This is a genomic window from Cryobacterium sp. MDB2-A-1 (assembly GCF_004402675.1).
Lineage (GTDB): Bacteria > Actinomycetota > Actinomycetes > Actinomycetales > Microbacteriaceae > Cryobacterium > Cryobacterium glucosi.
Map to the genome: position 1 here is coordinate 13,775 of NZ_SOFK01000049.1, position 20,375 is coordinate 34,149.

General features: G+C 61.4%; 21 protein-coding genes and 3 pseudogenes. 12 read left to right on the plus strand and 12 right to left on the minus strand.

What is annotated here, in order from left to right; all coding sequences use genetic code 11:
- Positions 1 to 8: 8 nt before the first annotated feature.
- Positions 9 to 575, plus strand: coding sequence for a GrpB family protein (locus tag E3O39_RS17600; protein ID WP_134450120.1), 567 nt, complete (start codon positions 9 to 11; stop codon positions 573 to 575).
- 109 nt (positions 576 to 684) lie between these two features.
- Here the strand turns inward: E3O39_RS17600 and E3O39_RS17605 are convergent, their stop codons facing one another.
- A complete protein-coding gene (locus E3O39_RS17605; protein ID WP_134450121.1) occupies positions 685 to 1,113 on the minus strand; it encodes a GNAT family N-acetyltransferase in 429 nt (142 codons plus the stop codon).
- A 196-nt stretch (positions 1,114 to 1,309) separates the two neighbouring features.
- Between E3O39_RS17605 and E3O39_RS17610 the strand changes: the two are divergent.
- Positions 1,310 to 1,747, plus strand: a pseudogene (locus E3O39_RS17610) (GNAT family N-acetyltransferase).
- A 382-nt stretch (positions 1,748 to 2,129) separates the two neighbouring features.
- On the opposite strand, the gene E3O39_RS17615 reads toward E3O39_RS17610, so the two are convergent.
- The 5 genes from E3O39_RS17615 to E3O39_RS17635 form a co-directional block, all read right to left on the minus strand.
- Complete coding sequence (locus E3O39_RS17615) at positions 2,130 to 2,594, minus strand: cupin domain-containing protein (protein WP_134450122.1); 465 nt, start codon at positions 2,592 to 2,594, stop codon at positions 2,130 to 2,132.
- Between the two features lie 122 nt (positions 2,595 to 2,716).
- A complete protein-coding gene (locus tag E3O39_RS17620) occupies positions 2,717 to 3,058 on the minus strand; it encodes a hypothetical protein (protein WP_134450123.1) in 342 nt (113 codons plus the stop codon).
- 273 nt (positions 3,059 to 3,331) lie between these two features.
- A complete protein-coding gene (locus E3O39_RS17625) occupies positions 3,332 to 4,027 on the minus strand; it encodes an alpha/beta fold hydrolase (protein ID WP_166787430.1) in 696 nt (231 codons plus the stop codon).
- 649 nt (positions 4,028 to 4,676) lie between these two features.
- Positions 4,677 to 5,228, minus strand: coding sequence for a DUF6578 domain-containing protein (locus tag E3O39_RS17630; RefSeq protein ID WP_134450125.1), 552 nt, complete (start codon positions 5,226 to 5,228; stop codon positions 4,677 to 4,679).
- A 557-nt stretch (positions 5,229 to 5,785) separates the two neighbouring features.
- Positions 5,786 to 7,188 (minus strand): IS3 family transposase gene (locus E3O39_RS17635; RefSeq protein WP_134450139.1). Its coding sequence is split into 2 segments (ribosomal slippage): positions 5,786 to 6,858 and positions 6,858 to 7,188, totalling 1,404 coding nucleotides; the frame shifts between segments, so codons are not numbered across the junction.
- Positions 7,189 to 7,867: 679 nt separating this feature from the next.
- Between E3O39_RS17635 and E3O39_RS17640 the strand changes: the two genes are divergently transcribed.
- The gene (locus E3O39_RS17640) at positions 7,868 to 8,404 is read left to right on the plus strand and encodes a GNAT family N-acetyltransferase (protein ID WP_241985127.1); all 537 of its coding nucleotides are present in this window, start codon (positions 7,868 to 7,870) and stop codon (positions 8,402 to 8,404) included.
- Positions 8,405 to 8,618: 214 nt separating this feature from the next.
- Here E3O39_RS17640 and E3O39_RS17645 read toward each other — a convergent pair whose 3' ends face one another.
- Together E3O39_RS17645 and E3O39_RS17650 are read right to left on the minus strand one after the other, a co-directional pair.
- Positions 8,619 to 8,843, minus strand: coding sequence for a hypothetical protein (locus tag E3O39_RS17645; RefSeq protein WP_134450126.1), 225 nt, complete (start codon positions 8,841 to 8,843; stop codon positions 8,619 to 8,621).
- Positions 8,844 to 8,924: 81 nt separating this feature from the next.
- The gene (locus tag E3O39_RS17650) at positions 8,925 to 9,389 is read right to left on the minus strand and encodes a cupin domain-containing protein (protein WP_134450127.1); all 465 of its coding nucleotides are present in this window, start codon (positions 9,387 to 9,389) and stop codon (positions 8,925 to 8,927) included.
- A 333-nt stretch (positions 9,390 to 9,722) separates the two neighbouring features.
- Here E3O39_RS17650 and E3O39_RS17655 point away from each other — a divergent pair, with 333 nt between their 5' ends.
- Entirely contained in the window at positions 9,723 to 10,280 is a 558-nt protein-coding gene (locus E3O39_RS17655) for a hypothetical protein (protein WP_206751294.1), read from the plus strand.
- A 179-nt stretch (positions 10,281 to 10,459) separates the two neighbouring features.
- Here E3O39_RS17655 and E3O39_RS17660 read toward each other — a convergent pair whose 3' ends face one another.
- A complete protein-coding gene (locus tag E3O39_RS17660; protein WP_134450129.1) occupies positions 10,460 to 11,278 on the minus strand; it encodes a hypothetical protein in 819 nt (272 codons plus the stop codon).
- Between the two features lie 682 nt (positions 11,279 to 11,960).
- Here E3O39_RS17660 and E3O39_RS17665 point away from each other — a divergent pair.
- The 4 genes and pseudogenes from E3O39_RS17665 to E3O39_RS17680 all read left to right on the plus strand — a co-directional run bounded on the left by E3O39_RS17665 (position 11,961) and on the right by E3O39_RS17680 (position 14,984).
- Positions 11,961 to 12,464 (plus strand): toll/interleukin-1 receptor domain-containing protein, encoded by a 504-nt coding sequence (locus E3O39_RS17665; protein WP_198413472.1) that lies wholly within the window; start codon positions 11,961 to 11,963, stop codon positions 12,462 to 12,464.
- Positions 12,465 to 12,976: 512 nt separating this feature from the next.
- Positions 12,977 to 13,366 (plus strand): annotated as a pseudogene (locus E3O39_RS17670) (GNAT family N-acetyltransferase); the annotation flags it as partial.
- A 74-nt stretch (positions 13,367 to 13,440) separates the two neighbouring features.
- Positions 13,441 to 14,097, plus strand: coding sequence for a GNAT family N-acetyltransferase (locus E3O39_RS17675; protein WP_134450131.1), 657 nt, complete (start codon positions 13,441 to 13,443; stop codon positions 14,095 to 14,097).
- Positions 14,098 to 14,288: 191 nt separating this feature from the next.
- Entirely contained in the window at positions 14,289 to 14,984 is a 696-nt protein-coding gene (locus tag E3O39_RS17680) for an alpha/beta fold hydrolase (protein ID WP_166787431.1), read from the plus strand.
- Between the two features lie 40 nt (positions 14,985 to 15,024).
- Here E3O39_RS17680 and E3O39_RS17685 read toward each other — a convergent pair whose 3' ends face one another.
- Positions 15,025 to 15,315: an antibiotic biosynthesis monooxygenase gene (locus E3O39_RS17685; protein WP_134450133.1), complete on the minus strand. Its 291-nt coding sequence runs from the start codon at positions 15,313 to 15,315 to the stop codon at positions 15,025 to 15,027.
- A gap of 110 nt (positions 15,316 to 15,425) precedes the next feature.
- Positions 15,426 to 15,980 carry a DUF6578 domain-containing protein gene (locus tag E3O39_RS17690; protein WP_134450134.1) on the minus strand — a complete coding sequence of 185 codons (555 nt, stop codon included), beginning with the start codon at positions 15,978 to 15,980 and terminating at the stop codon, positions 15,426 to 15,428.
- A 291-nt stretch (positions 15,981 to 16,271) separates the two neighbouring features.
- On the opposite strand from E3O39_RS17690, the gene E3O39_RS17695 reads away from it, so the two are divergent.
- Together E3O39_RS17695 and E3O39_RS17700 are read left to right on the plus strand one after the other, a co-directional pair.
- On the plus strand, positions 16,272 to 17,147 hold the full coding sequence (locus E3O39_RS17695) for an ABC transporter ATP-binding protein (protein WP_134450141.1): 876 nt from the start codon (positions 16,272 to 16,274) through the stop codon (positions 17,145 to 17,147).
- A 2-nt stretch (positions 17,148 to 17,149) separates the two neighbouring features.
- A complete protein-coding gene (locus E3O39_RS17700; protein ID WP_134450135.1) occupies positions 17,150 to 18,391 on the plus strand; it encodes an ABC transporter permease in 1,242 nt (413 codons plus the stop codon).
- A 123-nt stretch (positions 18,392 to 18,514) separates the two neighbouring features.
- Here E3O39_RS17700 and E3O39_RS17705 read toward each other — a convergent pair whose 3' ends face one another.
- Entirely contained in the window at positions 18,515 to 19,198 is a 684-nt protein-coding gene (locus E3O39_RS17705) for a nucleotidyl transferase AbiEii/AbiGii toxin family protein (RefSeq protein WP_134450136.1), read from the minus strand.
- Between the two features lie 106 nt (positions 19,199 to 19,304).
- Between E3O39_RS17705 and E3O39_RS19930 the strand changes: the two genes are divergently transcribed.
- A complete protein-coding gene (locus tag E3O39_RS19930; protein ID WP_370294989.1) occupies positions 19,305 to 19,733 on the plus strand; it encodes a helix-turn-helix domain-containing protein in 429 nt (142 codons plus the stop codon).
- Positions 19,658 to 20,311 (plus strand): annotated as a pseudogene (locus tag E3O39_RS17715) (IS30 family transposase); the annotation flags it as partial. The gene E3O39_RS19930 and the pseudogene E3O39_RS17715, both read left to right, overlap by 76 nt.
- Positions 20,312 to 20,375: the final 64 nt, after the last annotated feature.

Genomic DNA, 20,375 nt, shown 5'->3' on the forward strand with positions numbered 1-20,375 from the left:
CTCGCTGGATGGGCCATGCAAGGGACACGGAACGCGACGCCATCTTGATCGGTGGTCGTGAGCAACGGGCGATCGTCATCGTCGATTACGACGACGTATGGCCCTCGATGGCAGCTTCCCTGGCTCAAAAGATCCAGGATTCCTTGGGCCCAGCTGCGCTGTCGGTCGAACACATTGGTTCAACCTCAGTCACTGGCCTGGCTGCGAAACTGGTGATCGACATGCTGCTTGTCGTCGCCGACATTGACGATGAGGAGTCCTACATAGTGCCAATGGGATCCATCGGGTTGCGGCTCCGTGTCCGAGAACACGGCCACCGGATGCTCCGCACGGCGGAGTTGGACTTCCACGTGCATGTTCTTCCGCCAGAGACCGCTGAGCAGATCGACTACCTCGACCTCCGCGACTGGCTCCGGGTCAGCACTGCAGACCGTGCGCTCTACGAATCCACGAAGCGGACGATCGCGGCGAAAACATGGAGTGACATGAACTACTACGCCGACGCCAAGAGCGCAGTCATCCAGCACATACTGAGCCATGCACGCAACTGGCGAGCAGACCAGCCCACGGGCTGAACCGTCCAAAGGAACCACGCCCGGCGAAGGTTTCCTCGTGACACCCAAAATGGAAGGCCGGCGTCGGTGATTCTCGACCCGAAGCGTTGGCGGTTCTGGTCTGTTGCTCCTAAGCGCTTGGGTTGCCGATGCGTTCCATCCAGGTCTCGGGGATATCCAACCCGGTGAACCCTGACTTGGAGTACAAGCCGTGCGCATCGTTGGTTGAGAGAGCGATGCGCCGCAGACCAAGCGGCTCGCACTCTTCTAGGACCCCTGCGATCAGGACACCGCCAATGCCGCGGCCGCGAACCTCGGGGTCGACGAATACATCGCAGAGCCATGCAAAAGTCACTCCATCCGTAATGACCCGCGCGTAGGCGACCTGCCTGTTTGATTCTGAGTCGTAGACGCCGAAGTTTCGTGAGCCGTCTATGGCTGCATCCTGCCTGGTACGTGACCGCCCGGGCGCCCAATACGACTGCTCGCTGATCCAACGGTGCACCTGGTCACGGTCCACATCGGCAAGCTCGGCTGAGAACCGGTAGTTCGAATCCATCTCCCCATCTAATCGGTCTTGGACGGGCTGCGCCCGACCAATCGCCGGGTTGCAGCGAGATACCGGCCTCGTCGTTCCTCGGTGGCCACAGTCGGGTCGCCCTCCGAGTAGGGCCGCCTTCTAAGCTCGAACTATGTCGTTCCCTCGCTCAGACCGGTTGATTTTTCGAAACATGACCGACGATGACCTCGAGGACATGGCTATCGTGCTGGCTGACCCGGCCGTGATGGAGTTCTACCCACGACCGAAAAACCGTGAGGAGGCCCAGGCGTGGATCGACTGGAACAAGAGCAACTACGTCGAACACGGCTACGGTCTTTGGATCATCGAAACGACGGCAGGTGAGTTCGCCGGTGACTGCGGCCTGACGTGACAGGTGGTCAACGGCCGACCCGAACTTGAAGTTGGCTATCACGTGCCGGCCGAGATGCAGGGACGAGGCTACGCAACCGAGGCCGCAGCGGCCTGCCGCGACTTCGCCCGAGATATCTTGGGGGCCGGTCACCTGGTCGCGATCATCCACCCCGACAACAGAGCCTCCAGACGAGTAGCGGAAAAGATCGGGCTGGAATTCGAAGAGGATGACCATGGCGGGACGATCGATGTCCGATCGGTGTACGGCTCACGGCTTTAAAGTCCACTGACCGTTCCCCTACCGAACGGCATCGGCGCGGCCGCTGTCCTTCACCCAGGTTACAGATTCGGACGTTGTCGTCCGGGCCACCCGGTTGAATCCCCGCGAGGCCGAGCGGGGCGTGTCCGAGGGCTGCGGCATCGGTCATCATCGCGAGTTCGGCGCCCGTGATGATAGCCAGTTCGCCGTCACCGTCAAACCCGGCATGGTGGGCGATCGCGTCGGCGGTGTGAGAGAGTTCGCCGGCGCGGCCGTGCGCGATCCTTGCCCCCAACGCGCACGCCGCCGGCACCAATCGCACTTACGCTGCTCGGGGCAGGTGCTGGCGAGCGTAGCTGCCGTCAACGCGACGATGGCGGGAGTCCTGGTCGGGCGGCTCCGTTCAGGCGTGTTGGTCAGCGACGGGTTCTGGTTGAACGGACCAGTCGGCGGGGGTATCGTCGGTGTCGGCGTCGGCGATCGCCTTGGTCTGGTGAACTTTGCCCGGCTTGTGGTGTTGCGGTGCGTAGACGGTATAGACCTGCATGGGCTCGTCGCCGATGTTCGTCACGTTGTGCCAGCTGCCAGCCGGAACGATGACGCACCACCCGTCGGTTACCTCTTGGTCGAAGGTCAGTTCGTTCTTGCTTGGTCCCATCTGGGCGCGGCCACGGCCGCGGTCGAGTCGAATGAACTGGTCGGTGTCAGGGTGCTTTTCTAGTCCGATGACCCCGTTGACAGGGATCGACATGAGGGTGACCTGCAGGTAGGTGCCACTCCAAGCCACGGTGCGGTAGTTCGGGTTCTTAAGGGTCTCGGTCTCCAGATCGAATGCTTGAGGACGGGGACCGGTGTCTTCGATGGTCATGGTTTCATCGTAGCTTTGCCCGGATCGGATCATAAGGCTTCCCGCGGTTCGATCCTCCTGAGACCATGCTCGCGGATTTGGCGCGCTGTCCGTCCGGCTTGCGGGCAGTGTGACCCGTCGTGTCACGGGCTGGACACGATGAGATTATCGTCGAGGGTGCTGCGACGGCGGTCACGTCCTGTTCCGGCGATATTGCGCGCAACGATTAGCATCGCAAGCAAGATCGTCATGAGGACGGGGAACATATTTCCAATCAGCCACAGCGCTCCGTTCCACGGTGGAAACACGCTTGGGTCGAAGCCCCCGGTTTGTTCAGATCGTGCGCCGAGGTAGTCGCTCTGCACGTCGACGAAGACGGCAATCATGATGGCTACAGCCAGCGAAACCGCCGAGACCACGATCGCCGCTGTGAGCATCACTTTTAATAAGGGTGCGGTCCGATAGTCACGGTTGGCCTCTGGCATGAAGCTGACAGTAGCAGTGGCTGTTCCCTTCGGACTTAACATCGGCCCGCTCAACTTGGGTGGAATTTCCCCAGCCCTGTCGCGCTTGCCGTCCCTCCTACGGCGTTCGCCTAACCGGTTGAACGGACTTGTCCGGATGTATTGCCAAGTCCGGATACGCAGAATTACCCCGAAGTCGCATCGGGCGGTGCAAAAGGTTTTGCCGAGGCGTCCCGGACACACGCAGGCCCGGTGGTCAACGCTGTCTGGCGGCATCACATGGCTGCGGTTCACCTATTCAGCTGACTCGAGCCATGTGCCTACGGCATCTCGTGCGGCGGCGGGCCGTTCATGGAACAGGAAGTGGCCGGCGCCATCGATGATGGTGAATGTGGCTGCCGGCATTGCGGCGGCTGTCTCTTCGGCGGCGCCGAGGGGAATGAGGCGATCAGCGGCCCCATGGATGATCACTGTGGGACACGTTATCGACGGCAGCATCGAGCGGAGGTCAGCGCGCTGAACGACAGCATGCTGTTGGCGCAGGAAAGCGCCTGGGCCAACTGGCGCTGTCATGGCCCGCCATGTGGCAAGCAGCGCCTGGTCAGACTCGTTGTCTGCTGCGACGACGCCGGCGAAGGCGGCGTTGACGAGAGCGTCGAAATGCCCGTCCTCGACGAGTGCGGATTGGCTGGACCGCGCCTTGACCTGCTCCGTGGTGTCGGCTCGGGCGGACGTGCTCACGAGTGCGAGGGCGGTGACTCGGTCGGGTGCTTGCCGGACGACTTCCAAGGCGACGTACCCTCCCATGCTGGTACCAAGAATGGCGAATTCTCCGGCGTTCTCGAGGAGAATCCGTTCAGCCATTGCCGAGATCGTGTCGTCATGGCGGGTATCGGCCAAGGTGACCTGACCGTGCGACCAGACAGTGTCGATCACCGGCGCGTAAGCGAGGGGGGAGCAGAGCAAAGGCGGAACCAGGACGATCTTCATGAATCCATTCTCACCAGACCCACCGACAGTCGAGTCGAACGCCACCTCGCAACGTCCAGTTGAATGAGGCGAGCGGGAGTTCATTTGGCTTGTTCTTCCTGGATGGTTGAGGTTGTTGCGTCGATCCAGGCCGCGGCTGGGGAGGCGAGGATCTTTGGCTCGCCTCTGGTGCTGAAGCGCTCGCGGTTCCCTTTGTGACACACGAGCACCATGCCCGACGATCGCCCTGCGGCTCGTGGATTTGAACCGTAAGGGTCGGTTATTTGGGAGCCGAGTCCGGCAGTCGATGGTTTAATCGTTCCCACTCATGTCGCCGGCGGCACAGGCGGACCCGGCGTTAGATAGAACCCCCGCCCGTGCTTCCGATCATGCAGAGCGATAGCACCCTGGAAGACCCCGAGCGCGAGCCACAGTGCCCCCAGCAGGATTCGCGTCACAGTGGGTCCTTCAAATACCGCTACGAGAATCCAAGCCAGCCCGATGCAGCACCAAACAACACCAACCCAGATACGTGGCCTGCCGACCATCCAACGCATAAACCCAGATCTGGCACTGCTGACGTCAGCCATGTGGCCAAGGTACCTTTTGCCAACGGGTTTCTACTGCAGCCCACGACAGTTGCCCGCAACCGGTTCCGCGAGCGGACACCTTATGCGTGCTCCTGAACGTCGACGAGCCAGCCCTCCAGTGAGCGTCGGCGTTGCTCGGGCGGTGGAATAGCGAACTCTCCGGCGTGAGGGAGCTGTTCGGCTTCTTCGTCGATGCGCAGCCGAACTCCCTCAGCCGAGGTCAACATCGTTGTACTCGCAATTGGCTCGATCTCGATCATGTATCGAGAGGGCGAAGTTGCGAGAAACGCACCATTGCGGAACTTGCGGCCGACCATCGGACACTCGTTGGCGTTCGCCGACATGATCGATTCGGGCGGGGCGCCGTGGCCGGGTCGACGTAGCGACCGACGCTCGATGACGTCCTGCGTGACCGCGTGTGCCGCGACGACCCTGCCGCGCACACGATCGGTGAATTCTCCCTCGTGGTGCGACTCCATCGCGTCCACCGTGGCGATGAGTTCCGGTCCAAGAACGTCAGAAAGAGCAGCATGCGGCGTTCGCGTCTCGATACCGAAGTCCACCTCATCGCCGATGGCAAAAGCATCGCCGCAGCACGCCCATTCCCATTTCGTCAGCCACACGCGCGTCATAATGCCCACGCTAGACCACCCCACACGCTGCGACTCAGTCGACGCGTTAGGGGATCGATCAACGGACGTGTACTGACCCGACGACGACGGAGCCGATCGGCGGGCCGATTAGGTTTCTTTGCTAATCCGCAAGGGGACGTGATGCACTAAAGGGACATTGATGATGGAAAGACACAGATGTCCGATGCGATTCTTATCGCTGCTCTCGGCTTGGCCTTCGCGGTGGTGACTTTAGCCCGAGGAATTCGCCGGCGGCGCTTGCGTGAATCAGCCGCTCCGGTCGGTGCCGCAGCGAGTATGCTCCGCGATGTGTATTCGGGAAACGGTACCCACGCGCAAGTTGCTCCGGAGTTCGAACCGGCACCATCCACATCGATGACTCTTGACGGGGAAGACCCGCTCCGAACTCATGGGCTGAAGCCTTCTGACCAGGCCCCGCACGATTGAGCAGTGAAGGCTGACGTTTTGGCCTGTCTGTCCGATGGGAAACGACTAACGGACTTTTATCCGCAGCCGGCGCCCCAGAATTTGTCAAGATGGATGGGGCCAGGGTGAGTTTAGGCGGCTAGTTTCGGCTCGTCTTCTTGTGCTTCGGCAGGCTTGTTGATCCAGGCCGTGTCGGGGGTGGCGAGGATCTTGGGATCGACGCTGGTGCTGAATCGTTCCGGGTTCCGGGCCCGGGCTTCAGCCAGGGTCGCGGACCTCTCGGCTGCTTTGCCGGCTGCGAAACCGTAGTGGACGTCAGCGGGCGTGTTCAAGCCGATTCCGGTGTGGCGGTGGGTGTGGTTGTAACCCTCGACGAAGGTGTCCATGAAACGTCTCGCGTCGCCGAGGCTCGCGAAACGTTCCGGGAACACGGGTGCGAACTTGAGCGTTTTGAACCACGCCTCGGAGTACGGGTTGTCGTTGCTGACCCGGGGCCGGGAGTGCGACTTGGTCACCTCCAGATCCGACAACAACGCGGCGACGGTCTTGCTCGTCATCGACGTGCCCCGGTCCGCGTGAACGACCTGCGGGGTGCCGTGAATACCGAAGGTTTCCGTCATCATCTCCGCGGCCAGGATCGCGGACTCGGCCGGGTGGACCTTCGCGCCGACGATGTAGCGGGAGAAGATATCGATCATCACATAGCAATCGAAGTACTTGCCCTTGATCGGGCCCGCCAGCTTCGTAATATCCCACGTGAACACCTGGCCGGGGGCGGTGGCGACCAGTTCCGGAATCGCCCGCGCCGGATGCCGGGCCAACCGGCGGCGTTCCTTGACCTGCTTGTTCTCGGCCAGGACCCGGTAGATCGTGGAGATCGACGCCAAATACACGCCCTCGTCCAGCAACTGCGCGTAGATCTGGATCGGCGGCAAGTCCACGAACCGCGGCGAGTTCACCACCGCCAGGATTCTCGCCCGCTCGAGAACACCGAGCTTGTTCGCCGGCACCAGCACCGGCCCGGCCGCCGGGATGCGCGGCGCCCGGGTCGCCGTCGACCGCGGCAACCCCACCAGGACCGCGGCAGTCCGGGTGGACACGCCCCGGCGGGTCAGGGCACGGTAGGTGGTCATCACGGTTTCGTCTGCGGTGTTTCGTCCCGCGAGCTCTTCGACAAGTTTTCGAGTAGCTCGTGCATTTTTGACATGATCTCCAACGCCACCCCCGTCGTGGCCAAACGCCGCTCCGTGACATCGAGCTGCCGGCGAAGCCGGGCGATCTCGGCCTGCTCGGGCGTGAGCTTGCCGATCTTGTCGCCGGCCTTCTTGCCCTGCAGCACGCCCGCGTCGCGGAGCTTGCGCCACTCGGTGATCTGCGAGGAATAGATGCCCTGCTCCCGCAGATACGCCCCGCCCCCGTTCCGCGTGGTTGCGTCCTCATACGCGGCCAAATGGTCAAGCTTCTGCGCGGGCGTGAACGACCGCCGCGCGCTCGGACCACCCGCGCGCGGGCCGGGACTGCTGTTCTTACTCATCAAACTATCGTCGCGCACGACGATCAAAGACGCACTGGACATGATCGGGACTTCCTGATTCACGCCCTACGTCACACGGCGGACTTGCTCTGAGCCACTGGCCTCAACTCACCCTGACACGTAGGGGGAGGGCGAGCCGGGCGACGTATCCATGTTGGTACTCGGTGCCATGCAGTTCATCTGGGGGCTAGCGGCGCTCATCTATTACTGCCGTCGCCGCTATCTGCAGAAATTCGCGCCGGACAAGTCTCAGGATGACTCGCCTGAAAGCTAGCGCGCGATCCGCCAAAGGCGACCCGTGAGGGTTCGTCGAGCGTGCGTCAGAGCACCATCTAGGCTCGCGATAGTTGGAGTCTCACCTGCTCGTGCCGCCGTGCCCTGGCCGGCGTAGGCCGAGCACAATCAGGATGATGCCGACGATGCCGACGATGGCGATGATGGCGATGATGAGCCCGATGGAAAGCCACATGCGGCTACCTGTTGTGTCCCCGGGATTGGATTCATGCCCTGCCCGGCCCACACTCCACCAAGGATCAAAGCGATCACGCCGACGGTGATCAGCGCGATTCGTCCATTGCGACTGGTCACATCTCCGAATTTACCTCTCGACCGACTCACCCGTCGCCCGTTGGGGGTTCCCGTGCGGGTAGGTCCTGAGCTGGAGTGGGAGGATCGAAAGGTGCGACATCTTTCCAGTCTCGAGGACCACTTCCGGATCACCGAGATCGAGCGAGCCGCCGGAGAGTCGTTCCGCAACATCAACATGGCGATAGTCGCCGATGATCAACCGATCAGCAGGCAGGATTTCCAGCGCTTCGTCACGGACCGTGGAGCGTTTGTGTGGCTGGTCGACGGTGTGATCGTCGCCTACTTGCTCCTCGAGCAGGTTGACGGAGCTGCCCATATTGAGCAGGTCACGGTCTACCCGGAGCATGCGCGTCAGGGAATCGGAGCGCAACTGATTGTCGTGGCTGACTCTTGGGCACGGGTACGCGGACTTCCCGCTGTGACACTGACCACATTCCGAGACGTTCCGTGGAACGCGCCATACTACGAGCGCCTCGGCTTCCGTGCTTTCCTGCCAGGTGACTGGGGCGCGGCGATGGGCGCTCGAATGGATACAGAAGCTGCGCGAGGGCTCGAAGCCTGGCCGCGCATGGCGATGATCCGACCCGTGAGCAAACTCCGAACAGCCGAAGCTGGCGTTCACGAATAATCGCCCGCAAGGCGTTGCGCTGCCGGGGCGGTGATACAGCCGTTCTGTTTCGCAGCGAAGAGTGGCTCTTGGTGGAGGATTCAGGAAATCGAACCTGACGAGGCACCCCGATAGGCGCATCCCCCGGAACGCGTATGCGTCAACCACATTCTAGCCAGAGCGGACAAATCTCCCGCTGGCAAGCACTCAAAATCCCGTCCCGTAGGGGGTTCCCCTACCGAACAGCATCGGCGCGGCCGCTGTCCTTCACCCAGGTTACAGATTCGGGCGTTGTCGTCCGGGCCACCCGGTTGAATACGGCGAGGCCGAGCGGGGCGTGTCCGAGGGCTGTGGTATCGGTCATCATCGCGAGTTCGGCGCCCGTGATGATAGCGAGTTCGCCGGCGCAGCCGTGCGCGATCCTTGCCCCCAACGCGCACGCCGCCGGCAGCAATCGCACTTACGCTTCTCGGGGCAGGCGCTGGCGAGCGTAGCTGCCGTCAACGCGATGACGGCGGGGGTCCTGGTCGGGCGGCTCCGTTCAGGCGTGTTGGTCAGCGACGGGTTCTGGTTGAACGGACCAGTCGGCGGGTGCATCGTCGGTGTCGGCGTCGGCGATCGCCTTGGTCTGGTGAACTTTGCCCGGCTTGTGGTGTTGGGGCGCGTAGATGGTATAGACCTGCATGGGCTCGTCGCCGATGTTGGTGACGTTGTGCCAGCTGCCGGCCGGAACGATGACGCACCACCCGTCGGTTACCTCTTGGTCGAAGGTCAGTTCGTTCTTGCTTGGTCCCATCTGGGCGCGGCCACGGCCGCGGTCGAGCCGAATGAACTGGTCGGTGTCAGGGTGCTTTTCTAGTCCGATGACCCCGTTGACCGGGATCGACATGAGGGTGACCTGCAGGTAGGTGCCACTCCAAGCCACGGTGCGGTAGTTCGGGTTCTTGAGGGTCTCGGTCTCCAGATCGAATGCTTGAGGACGGGGACCGGTGTCTTCGATGGTCATGGTTTCATCGTAGCTTTGCCCGGATCGGATCATACGGCTCCCCGCGGTTCGATCCTCCTGAGACCATGCTCGCTGATTTGTCGCGCTGTCCGTCCGGCTTACGCCTATGTGGGATGGGTCGTTGAGGAGGGTGGAGATTTGACTGGTTCTCTTGTTCTGCGTGGCGATCGACATTTGCGAGGTTCTGAATCGGTTGCCCTTTCTTGGGGGCTGGTTTGAGTTCCTTGTGCACTGCTAGAAAGTAGCCGCGGCTGTGGATCGAGCACCGCGATCGTTGTTCGCTGCGTGAACACCACGGCTCTGCGTAAGAGCGTCGGGAACTGAGATCACAGCATGAATCGTCACTCGAGCGGAGGTCTGAACATGCGTGGTTACGTGAGGTTAGGCGTCGTGTTCGGTGTCGGCGTGGCCGTGGTGCTCGGGGTGGCGGGCTGCTCGTTCAACGCGCCCGACGCGGGGAAAACAGTTGCACAGATTCGGGTGGTTCACATCCTCAACGATCCTCCACCCGGTGGTGATCTGCTCGGCCGAGCCGAGTACCTCGGAAGCTCCGAACCGAATATAGCGAAGGACGCCTGTGTTACGGCCGTCTTCGCCGCTCAAGGTAGTCCCTCCGCGCTCCTGGATTACTACCGCCGGACCTACCCACAATTCGGATTTCCCACGGAGTCAAAATTTGCCACAGGATCCACAGGATCAAGCAGCGCGGACCCCATCGTCATCAGTGGGAGAGACGGGTGGGCCTACGTGTTAGTGACTATCCAAGCCGGGTCCCCGTACCTCGAACCGCCGCCCAACGTCACGTTGAAGTCGGCGCCGCCAGGTTCAACATACGTGACAGTGATCGTCATCGGGCAAACAGGCAAAAATGGTCTAAGTAATCCAAAGTGACCTCTCGGGCCGGTGTGCAGCGTTCGGTGCGAGGGCACCGAACGCCGGCGATGAATGCAGGCATCGCGCAAAGAAGTGTCTCGTAACCTGAGCGCCTCAAAACCATGGGATACAAGACGTAGGAGATCACTGTTCCCGGGCGAGGGGCAGGTGCTTACGAGATGAGGGCACGGGTTTTGTTACCTGCCGCTAGTCGAGACTTCCGGTACGTCGTTGCAGTAGCTGCCCATGGCCTGCTTTACCAGGAGATCCGATTCGGCAAGGCCTGCGTACCGGGTCTCAGTGGTCCCGTTGGTGGCTGTCGTGCCGTCCGCAGACATATTGATCTGGGTCCACTGGATGTCGTAGAGCCCGTCACCGCGCTTCTGGGCGAGGGCACCCTCGATGAGGGTTCCGCCATTTCGGTTGTTGCACGCAACACCCGTTCCGTGCTCTCCGAAGCCGTTGAGTAAAAAGCGGTAGGGCTGTCCGTCTGTGCCCATCGTTGTGACGAAGCTGCAGTTAATGAACGCGTGTAGCGACGCCGAGCGCCCGTCATCCAGTACCGTCGCGACGATGGCGGGGCCATCCAGCGGGGCGCTCCATCCGCTGTGCGCGCCGGGGCCAGCGAGATCATCGGGTAGGAGCGCCGTGGCCCCGGATGCGGTATGGATGCCGTAGCTGAACGCACCGACCTCGGTGTAGAACTCGGTGTCCGGCTGTTGGTCGCCGTCGACGTCCCCGATGATTGCCGTCGTCGCGCCCGCGGGGATCGCGATGCCGTTCGGGATGCATCCCGCAGCGCCAGTCGCGCTGTTTCTTGGTGTCGACGGTGACGGCAGCGGCGACGGCGGGGAGGTCGACGAGACTGCTGACGGTGTCGCGGAGGTCGTTGGAGACGCTGCGGTCGTGGCGGTGGTGGTCGGGGCTTCAGTTGACGGCCCCGAGCCGGTGGGCGCACAGCCCGCCAGGGCCATGCCGACGGCGAGCGTGAGTAGAAGAAATGTTGACTTTGACATGTGGGGAACACCGAATCTATTGAGCAACGTGCACGGGCTACACGCTGACCGTACGGGATGAAGTCGTCCCCTGGTGCACTCGTGCTGAAATGTCTGGCCGAGATATCCGGCAACCTATCGGATACGAGGCACTGACCCCGCTCTGAACTGGCGCAGGCAATCTATTCGATACGCCAGAAAGCGATCAAAGAATGCCGCCACGAACCGATGAAAGCTACACCCGGGCGTAGCCAATCAGTAATTCCGTCATGCCGGCAGTCTCACATAGGGCCCGTTCACCGGAACCTATTTTGGACGGGTCTACCGGACGCGGCGCGGCCGCGTCATTCCGGCGTGTTGGCGAGCTGGGGGAGTGGCCGGTGGACGATCGGCTTACGGGCACCGACGGGCCGTTGCTCCACTCGGTGTCTTAGGTCTTCCGTATCATCAGCACATGGCTCAATGCACAGCTCCAAGAGAAGGCCACCGCACAGCAAGCGGTCGCGCGAGCTGCCCTGCATGCTCGTCCGGCTATGGGCGTTCTTCATACTCGCCGCCTCGGTCGTACCCGTCCTACCCCACACCGGCCGTGCCTGTGCGTAGGAGTGGGAGCCTGTCGGGCAGTAGCGGGGGCGGGGGACGTGGTGTCGCCCGTCCGGCTTGGCAGCCCAGCGGGTCGACTGCCTCGTACACGCAACAGCAGGTGCGCGACCTGGACTCCGTCCGCGCGGCGACTGTCTTCCGGACTCAGGTGAATGACGTGTTCCTCTGTCACGCCTGGCCCGACCGTCAGGCGGCCGCGAATGACGTCTACGAGTTGCTCCTCGGAAAAGACGTGTCGGTGTGGTTCAGTGAGGTGAGCCTGCGACCTGGCACGGACATGCGAGCAGCCATCGACCGTGGACTGGTCAGTTCGCGCATGGGGATCGTGCTGGTGACGCCTGCAATGCTCGACAAGCTGCGTACCGACCGCAGCATTGCGAGCAACGAGCTCAGCGCTCTGCTGCGCCGGAGCCTCTTAGTTCCGGTCATGCACGGGGTGACGTTCGAGGAGCTCGACCAGGTCACCCCGACACTCGCGTCGCGTGGTGGATTCAGTACGGCCGAAGAACCCATGGAAGACATCGTCGTCAAGATTGCCGAGCTCGTCGGAATCGTTACGGAGGAAGAGGCCGACGAACTCAGCATGAAGTCGGCCGCCAAGTAGCGCTGAGTGGCAAGCCTCCACGACGCCTCGATGGCCCAACCAGCAACAACCCGATGAACCAGCGCCAATGCTTCCCGGCCGGTTAACGACATCAGCGTCGTGCCCGTAAGCGGGACCCCTATCGAGACGAATTCCTGCGCCACAGCGCGGTCGGCGGGCGTGACGCCTTTCTGTTTCAGAAGGGAACGTCAACCGGCTTCGATCAGCCGACGTAGAGCGTCTCGTTCATGCCGTATAAATTACCGCGGCATGATCCGGCATCACTCGCCGAATGGCTAACCTTGTACGGGCGATGATGCGCAGGTGGCGCAGCTCGGAGGAGTGGTCATCGGGAAGGTGCTGACGGCTAGCATCGAACGATGTCCGACTCCGTTGAGCTTTCAGCCGATGCCACTCTTCGGCTGCTTACCGAGCGAGACATTGGACCAGTTCTCGATGCCTATAAACGAAACCGCGAACATCTTGCTCCATGAGAGCCGTCACGTGCGGAGTCTTTCTTCACCACCGCCGATCAGACTCGGATCTTGACGAGCCAGATTGAAGAGCTGGAAGCCGGAGCCGGCTATCCACTTGTCTTCGTAAACGGTGCCACTGTCATCGGACGAATGACTCTCTCGGGAATTGTTCGAGGGCCCTTCCAGAGCGCGAGCATCGGGTACTGGGTCGACAAAGAACACACCGGACAGGGCCTCGCCTCTGCAGCCTTGCGGAATGTTCTGAAGCACTGTCTTGAGGATCTCGGTCTGCACCGCATCGAAGCATGCACGCTGCTGCACAACCTCGGATCCCAAAAAGTCCTGGGCAAGGCTGGATTCGCGCCCATCGGTATTGCCGAGAAGTACCTCAAAATTGCCGGCACATGGCAGGACCACTTGCTCTACCAACGTATCCTGAGTGAGTAGAACACCCAGTATCTCTGGAAGCACCAGTGACCAACGCTTCGCGGTGAAGCCGTTGGCGCACATAGGTTGGTCACATGTCCGAACCAATTGAAGAGCTGTGGCCACCCTTTGGACTGACAATCACGTGTGGACCCGTGACCTTGTCTCCTGTACGTGACGCTGACTTACCCGAACTCGATGCGCTTGCCCATGCCGGCATCCACGCGCCAACTGAGATGCCTTTCTACTTCCCGTGGACCGTGGGTTCCACGGACGAGATCCGGTTGAGACTCATGCAGTACCACTGGGCGCAACGGGCCGCGATGTCGCCGGCGTCCTGGACCCTTGAAACCACGGTTCGCTTCGACGGTGAAGTCGTCGGTTGCCAGAGCATCTCAACCAAGGACTACCTCGTCACGAGAACAGGGGAAACGGGCTCATGGCTCGGCATGAAGCACCACGGCCGAGGGATCGGGACGATGATGCGTCAGGCCCTCTGCGCCTTCATGTTTGATCACCTGGACGCCGCCGAGGTCACCTCAGCAGCATTCGTGGACAATCCCGCGTCGCTCGCGGTGTCGAGAAAATCCGGATACCGGGAAAACGGCGTCGGTCGCCTCAAGAGGCGCCACGGCGAGATGGCCTTGAACCAGAGACTGGTTCTGACTGCCGAAGCCCTGAACCGACCCGAGCATGAACTGGAAGTCGACGGCGTACGCCCTCTGCGGGAGTTCCTCGGGCTGACTCCGTAGACCAACCGCGAGCGTTTCAGCACCAGAGGCGAGCCAAAGTTCCTCGCCTCCCCAGCCGCGGCCTGGATCGACGCACCAACCTCAACCATCCAGGCAGAACAAGCCAAATGAACTCACGCTCGCCTCATTCAACTGGACTTTGTGAGGTGGCGTTCGACTTGACTGTCGGTGGGTCTGGTGAGAATGGATTCATGAAGATCGTCCTGGTTCCGCCGTTGCTCTGCTCCCCCCTCGCTTACGCGCCGGTGATCGACACTGTCTGGTCGCACGGTCAGGTCACCTTGGCCGATACCCGCCATGACGACACGATCGCGGCAATGGCTGAACGGATTCTCCGCGAGAACGCTGGAGAATTCGCCATTCTTGGTACCAGCATGGGAGGGTACGTCGCCTTGGAAGTCGTCCGGCAAGCACCCGACCGAGTCACTGCCCTCGCCCTCGTGAGCACGTCCGCCCGAGCCGACACCACAGGGCAGGTCAAGGCGCGGTCCAGCCAATCCGCACTCGTCGAGGACGGGCATTTCGACGCTCTCGTCGACGCCGCCTTCTCCGGCGTCGTCGCAGCCAACAACGAGTCTGACCAGGCGTTGCTGGCGACATGGCGGGCTATGACGGTGCCAGTTGGCCCGGGCGCCTTCCTGCGCCAGCAGCGTGCTGTCGTTCAGCGCTCTGACCTCCGCTCGATGCTGCCGTCGATAACGTGCCCAACGATGATCATCCATGGGGCCGCAGATCGCCTCATTCCCCTCGCCGCCGCCGAGGAGACAGCCGCCGCAATGCCTGCAGCCACATTCACCATCATCGAGGGCGCCGGCCACTTCTTGTTCCATGAACGGCCCGCCGCCGCACGAGACGTCGTAGACGCATGGCTCGAGTCAGCTGAATAGCTGAACAGCAGCCATGTGATGCCGCCAGACAACGTTCGATCTACGGGACGGTCTGGAAATGCTCGACCAAGGGGAACGGTTCGTAGAAATGGTGCAGTAGGGCGCGCCATTCTTGGTACTGCGCGGATTGCCTGAAGCCGATCGTGTGGTCGTCGAGTCGCTCCCACTCAACGAGCAATAGGTATGTGCTCGGAGACTCGATCGAACGCGACAGCGTCAGGCTACGGCACCCGGGCATTGACGAGATGATGGCCCGCGCATCGGCAAAGGCGAGCTCGAATTCAATTTCACGACCGGGAATCACGGGTAAGAGGGCATGTTCTGTTATCACCTAAGCAGTGTCCCATTCAGCGTTCCCGTTTGGGTTCGTAGTGCCCGCCGTCTCAGGTCGAAAAGCCACCCTGACAATGCCGCAGCATGGCTGGGATTCTCTCCGAAAGTTTATTCGTGCTCCTGGACGTCGACGAGCCAGCCCTCCAGTGAGCGTCGGTGTTGCTCGGGCGGTAGAACAGCAAACTCTTCGACGTCGGGTTCGGCGTCTTCGTCGATGCGCAGCCGAACGCCCTGAGCCGGGGCCAACCTCGCTGTATTCGCAACGGGCACGATCTCGATCATGTATCGAGAGGGCGTAGTTCCTAGGAACGCGCCATTGCCGAGATCACGGCCAACCATCGGCCACTCGTCGCCGTCCGTCGGCATGATCGATTCGGGTGGCGCGCCGTGGCCGGGCCGACGCCACGATCGACGCTCGACGACATCCTGCGTGACCGCGTGTACCGCGACAACCCTGCCGCGCACACGATCGGTGAACTTCTCCTCATGGTGCGACTCCATCGTGTCCACCGTGGCGAAAAGTTCCGGTCCAAGCATGTCAGCGAGAGCATCATTCGGCGTTCGCGTCTCGATACCGAAGTCGACCTCATCGCCGATGGTAAAAGCATCGCCGCAGCAAGCCCATTCCCATTTCGTCAGCCACGCGCGCGTCAAAAGGCCCACGCTAGCCCAACTCCCACGCTGCGACTCAGCCAACAAGTTAAGGGATCCGCTAGCGGAACTTTGTAGCCGTCCCACTCAAGGTTCCGCTTGCGGGCAGCCCGCGACGTCGGCGGCCGGCCACGCTGGAGGAGGGCTGCCTGGCATGCCCGCGGAGTGAAACCAGTGTTGGTGTGCGTCGTTTGCGCCCGTTATTCGCGGCCATGTCTCTAGCCGGTGTCGCGGTTGGCCGCTAGCTTTGGTTCGGTGACCTCTTCGACAGCTGACGCGCTCGTGTCCATCGACCGTTTCCGAATGGATTTTGGCAAGACCACGGTTATCCGTGATCTCTCGTTCGATATTCGACGGGGCGAGACTTTTGGGTTCCTGGGCAGTAACGGGTCGGGAAAGACGACGACGATTCGTGCGCTGCTGGGTATTTACCAGCCGACTTCCGGCACGCTCCTTATTGATGGGCGTCCGTTCCGCCCGGAGAATGGTGTCCGGCTTGGGTATCTTCCAGAAGAGCGCGGGCTGTATAAGAAGGAGTCCGTGATCGATGTCATGACTTATTTCGGGGTGCTCAAAGGTTTGGGCCGCGTCACGGCAAGGCAATGGTCCTTGGGCTACCTTGAGCGAGTCGGTTTGTCGGACAAGGAGAAGGTGCGCCTCGACAAGCTATCCGGTGGTCAGCAGCAGAAAATCCAGCTCGGCGTGACGATCATGAATGATCCGGAGTTGCTGATACTGGACGAGCCAACTAAAGGTTTCGACCCGATCAACCGTCGCCTGGTCATGGATGTCATCGATGACAGCAGAAAGGCCGGTGCGACCGTGCTCATGGTCACCCATCAAATGGAGGAAGTGGAACGCCTCTGTGACCGGGTCATCTTGCTCAAGGACGGTACCGCGCGGGCTTACGGCACCGTTGAAGAGGTCCAGGAACAATTCGGCGGTACCATCATCCACGTCGATCACACCGGTGTCATTCCGCCTTCCACTCGCTACCGGGTTGCGTCGGATAACCAGGGTCACGCGGAACTTGAGGTGTCGAACGACGCGGACTTCGCCGATATCCTCCGCGCCCTCGTGGACACTGGCATCGATGTGCGCCGGTTCACGCCGACCAGGAAATCGCTCGACGATATCTTCGTCGAAGTGTATGGCGACCAGACCGAAACGGAGGTGTGAGCATGGCTCGGCACAACCTTGGCACTGTCATCCGTTTTGAGTTCTTGCGCACGGTCACCAAACGCCGATTCTGGGTGGCGACCCTGTTCGTCCCCGTGATGCTGGTCGTCGTGTTCCTCCTCGTTTTCGTTTCGAACAGTTCAACCAGTAAGTCCGCGGACGAACAGAAGAACGCTCACCTCTCCTTCGAGTACACCGACGACTCCGGTCTCATCGACCCGAGCATCATCAGCCAACTCGGGGGAGCCGAAGCATCGGGTACCAATGCCGGTGTGTCTGCGGTCAAGTCGGGGCAAGTGGACGCGTTTTTCGTCTACCCGGCTGACCCGTCTAAACAGGCCATCAAGGTATACGGCGCCGATCAGGGGCTCTTTGCCAACGGCAAGTACTCCTCGGTCGCCGAATCTATCCTGAAGTCCAGCGTTGAACAGAAGCTCAATTCTCCACAGGCCACCGCGATTATCCAGGGCAACATCAACACGGACATGACCACGTTCAAGGATGGCAACGTCGCTGGCGGCTTCAACTCTGTTATCCCAGCGCTGCTGTTCCTGGTCCTGTTCTACGTCGCGATCCTGTTACTTGGCAACCAGATGCTCAACTCCACCTTGGAGGAGAAGGAGAACCGGGTGACCGAGATGATCCTGACCACCATCAACCCCACCAGTCTGCTCCTGGGCAAGGTGGTGTCGTTGTTCATGGTCGGGCTCGTCCAAATGCTCGTTTTCGCCCTGCCCACTGTCTTGGGTTACCTGTTCCTCCGGGACCAGCTCAACATCCCCAACCTCGACCTGTCGGGGCTTGTTTTCGCCCCGCAACAGATGATCGTCGGGGCGCTTATTCTCTTCGGCGGTTTTTCACTGTTCACCGGTACACTGGTCGCCCTCGGCGCTGTCATGCCCACCGTGAAAGATGCGGGACCCATCTTTGGGGCGCTGATGGTCTTGATCTTCATCCCGTTCTACACGGTGTCCCTCGTAATCAGCGACCCGAACGCGACCATCGTCCAGATCTTCAGCTACTTCCCCTACTCCGCCCCCGTCACAGCGCTTTTGCGCAACGCGTTTGGAACGCTCCCGCTCTGGTCAGCGATCATCATCATCGCCGAGCTCTTCATCCTCTCCGCGATCGTGCTCCGCGTCGCGGTGCAATTGTTCAGGTATGGGTCCATCGAGTACTCGCGAAAAGTCTCAATCAAGGACGTGCTGACGCGACGTCGCGCGTTGGCGGCGACGATGGAATAGCAGCTTCGGCCACGAGACGATTGCGAACCGTCGCGCTCCACGAATGCTCGCTCTTTCTCTATGCCAGGAGAAGCGGACCGGATCGTGTCCCGAGATGACTTTTCTCCCGCTGCTGGCGAGAGGTTAGCTCGTCCTGATTTGCTCTACCCACTGATTCACCTGGCGGATGGCGTCGTCTAGTGAGTAGCTGATTCCTACCTCCGTGGCTGGGCGTTCGTACTCGTCCTCCCAGAGCGGATTGCTCACGATAAGAGGCGGCCACATTCGTGGAGGAAGTCCAAGGACCGTGGCTTCGGCGGCTCTGGCGGTAAAGACGTCCTCGGCCGCCGCTCTGAGCGGCTTCAGGTCTGTTGGCTGCGGGTAAAACGTGTTTCGGATTAGGAGTAGATCCACGATGTCGCGTACCCGGTTGTTGCTGAATGTAGGGGGTTGATGCGGGTCAGAGCAGGCGTGCAACTTCTGTGCCACTTGGTACGCGAGAGTGATTCCGGCCAGCTCTGCCGCCGGGTGGACACCAAAGTACCCCAGCCGCGGAGCAGGGAAGCGATCAGTGACGTCCGCGATGGCGCCCTCGGGGAAGGCCACTTCGACTTGGATGCGGCGCCACGTTACGCCTTTGAGACTGAGGACAATATGGAATCGCCGAGGTTTGACGCGGCGCGAGGTGGTCTCGATGACTGACACGTCGGAGCGGGTGAGGGTGATGTCGCCCCACGGCGCGGCCAACGCGCCATCGAGGGCGTGGAGAAATTCGTCGAGTTCCCCGCGGAAGAGGGTGTCCACGTCTTTTGTTGCACGGCTGGCCAGGACAGTTTCAAGCGGTCAATGCAAGGGTGTGGTTCCGGTGACCTCCTAATCTGCTTCTTGGAAAGGAGCGAGAATGGGACGAAAACCAAAGCCACCGGAGCAGCGGATGGCGTTCTTTACGGCACGTGCGTCGGGTGCGTCGCTTAGAAAGTCCGCCGCACTGACGGGCATATCGAGGTCGACGGCCTGTCTGTGGCTCAAGCAGTCCGGTGGTGTCAGACCGCGGGCGACGAAGCCTCGGCCGGCCTTGCGATTGTCGCTCGACGAGAGGGAAACCATCTCGCGCGGCCTCGCCGCAAACCGGTCACTGACAGCGATCGCCAGCGAGCTAGGTCGGCCAGTCTCCACTGTTTCGCGGGAGGTGCTTCGTAACAGTGGCAGAAACGGCTATCGTGCCGCTCATGCTGAACGCCTCGCAGAGGCCGGAGCTGGCGGCCTCGACTCGGGAAACTCGCCACTGACGATCGATTGCGCGAGCACGTGGAATCCAAACTCAAGGTCTGCTGGTCTCCGCAACAGATCTCGAAGCGCCTGATCGCGGAGTTCCCAGACGACCCGGGCATGCGGGTGTCTCACGAAACCATCTACACCTCGCTCTTCGTCCAGGCCCAACCTGGTCTCCGAGCGGAATTGACCACCAAGCTCCGGACCCGGCGCTTGCGCCGCCATCCGCAACGGCGCGTTGCCTCCGGCGGGAAGAAGTCACGGATACCAGGCCTCGTGCCCCTGAAGGACCGTCCCGTCGAGGCGAACGACCGCAAGACACCCGGGCATTGGGAAGGCGACATGATCGTCGGACGCTACGGGACCTCCCACATCGTGACCCTGGTCGAACGACACAGTCGCATCCTGATCGCCATCCCGCTCCCACACGGCGCCAAAAGCGAAATCGTGATCGCGGCGCTCATCGATGCCTTCAAAAAGCTGCCCACGCCCATGCGCCGGACTCTGACCTGGGACCGCGGCAACGAAATGGCCCGCCACGCAGATTTCACGACAGCGACCGGGATTCCCGTCTTCTTCTGCGACGCCTACTCACCCTGGCAACGCGGCACGAACGAAAACACCAACGGCCTGCTGGAGTGGTCCCCGAAAGTTGGACACCGAATTTAGGGTTCCATCTTCAGGGAGTAGTCAGATGTACTCGAAAAGCACGTTGAGTCACTCCGAGGCCGTT

Excerpts from the sequence above, each read along its gene's own strand:
- E3O39_RS17650 (WP_134450127.1), bottom strand. The coding sequence starts at position 9,389 with ATGACCATCGAAGACACCGGTCCCCGTCCTCAAGCATTCGATCTGGAG.
- E3O39_RS17680 (WP_166787431.1), top strand. The coding sequence starts at position 14,289 with ATGAAGATCGTCCTGGTTCCGCCGTTGCTCTGCTCCCCCCTCGCTTAC.
- E3O39_RS17600 (WP_134450120.1), top strand. The coding sequence starts at position 9 with ATGGGCCATGCAAGGGACACGGAACGCGACGCCATCTTGATCGGTGGT.
- E3O39_RS17695 (WP_134450141.1), top strand. The coding sequence starts at position 16,272 with ATGGATTTTGGCAAGACCACGGTTATCCGTGATCTCTCGTTCGATATT.
- E3O39_RS17605 (WP_134450121.1), bottom strand. The coding sequence starts at position 1,113 with ATGGATTCGAACTACCGGTTCTCAGCCGAGCTTGCCGATGTGGACCGT.
- E3O39_RS17675 (WP_134450131.1), top strand. The coding sequence starts at position 13,441 with ATGTCCGAACCAATTGAAGAGCTGTGGCCACCCTTTGGACTGACAATC.
- E3O39_RS17630 (WP_134450125.1), bottom strand. The coding sequence starts at position 5,228 with ATGACGCGCGTGTGGCTGACGAAATGGGAATGGGCGTGCTGCGGCGAT.
- E3O39_RS17700 (WP_134450135.1), top strand. The coding sequence starts at position 17,150 with ATGGCTCGGCACAACCTTGGCACTGTCATCCGTTTTGAGTTCTTGCGC.
- E3O39_RS17620 (WP_134450123.1), bottom strand. The coding sequence starts at position 3,058 with ATGCCAGAGGCCAACCGTGACTATCGGACCGCACCCTTATTAAAAGTG.
- E3O39_RS17615 (WP_134450122.1), bottom strand. The coding sequence starts at position 2,594 with ATGACCATCGAAGACACCGGTCCCCGTCCTCAAGCATTCGATCTGGAG.
- E3O39_RS17660 (WP_134450129.1), bottom strand. The coding sequence starts at position 11,278 with ATGTCAAAGTCAACATTTCTTCTACTCACGCTCGCCGTCGGCATGGCC.
- E3O39_RS17655 (WP_206751294.1), top strand. The coding sequence starts at position 9,723 with ATGAATCGTCACTCGAGCGGAGGTCTGAACATGCGTGGTTACGTGAGG.
- E3O39_RS17625 (WP_166787430.1), bottom strand. The coding sequence starts at position 4,027 with ATGAAGATCGTCCTGGTTCCGCCTTTGCTCTGCTCCCCCCTCGCTTAC.
- E3O39_RS19930 (WP_370294989.1), top strand. The coding sequence starts at position 19,305 with ATGGCGTTCTTTACGGCACGTGCGTCGGGTGCGTCGCTTAGAAAGTCC.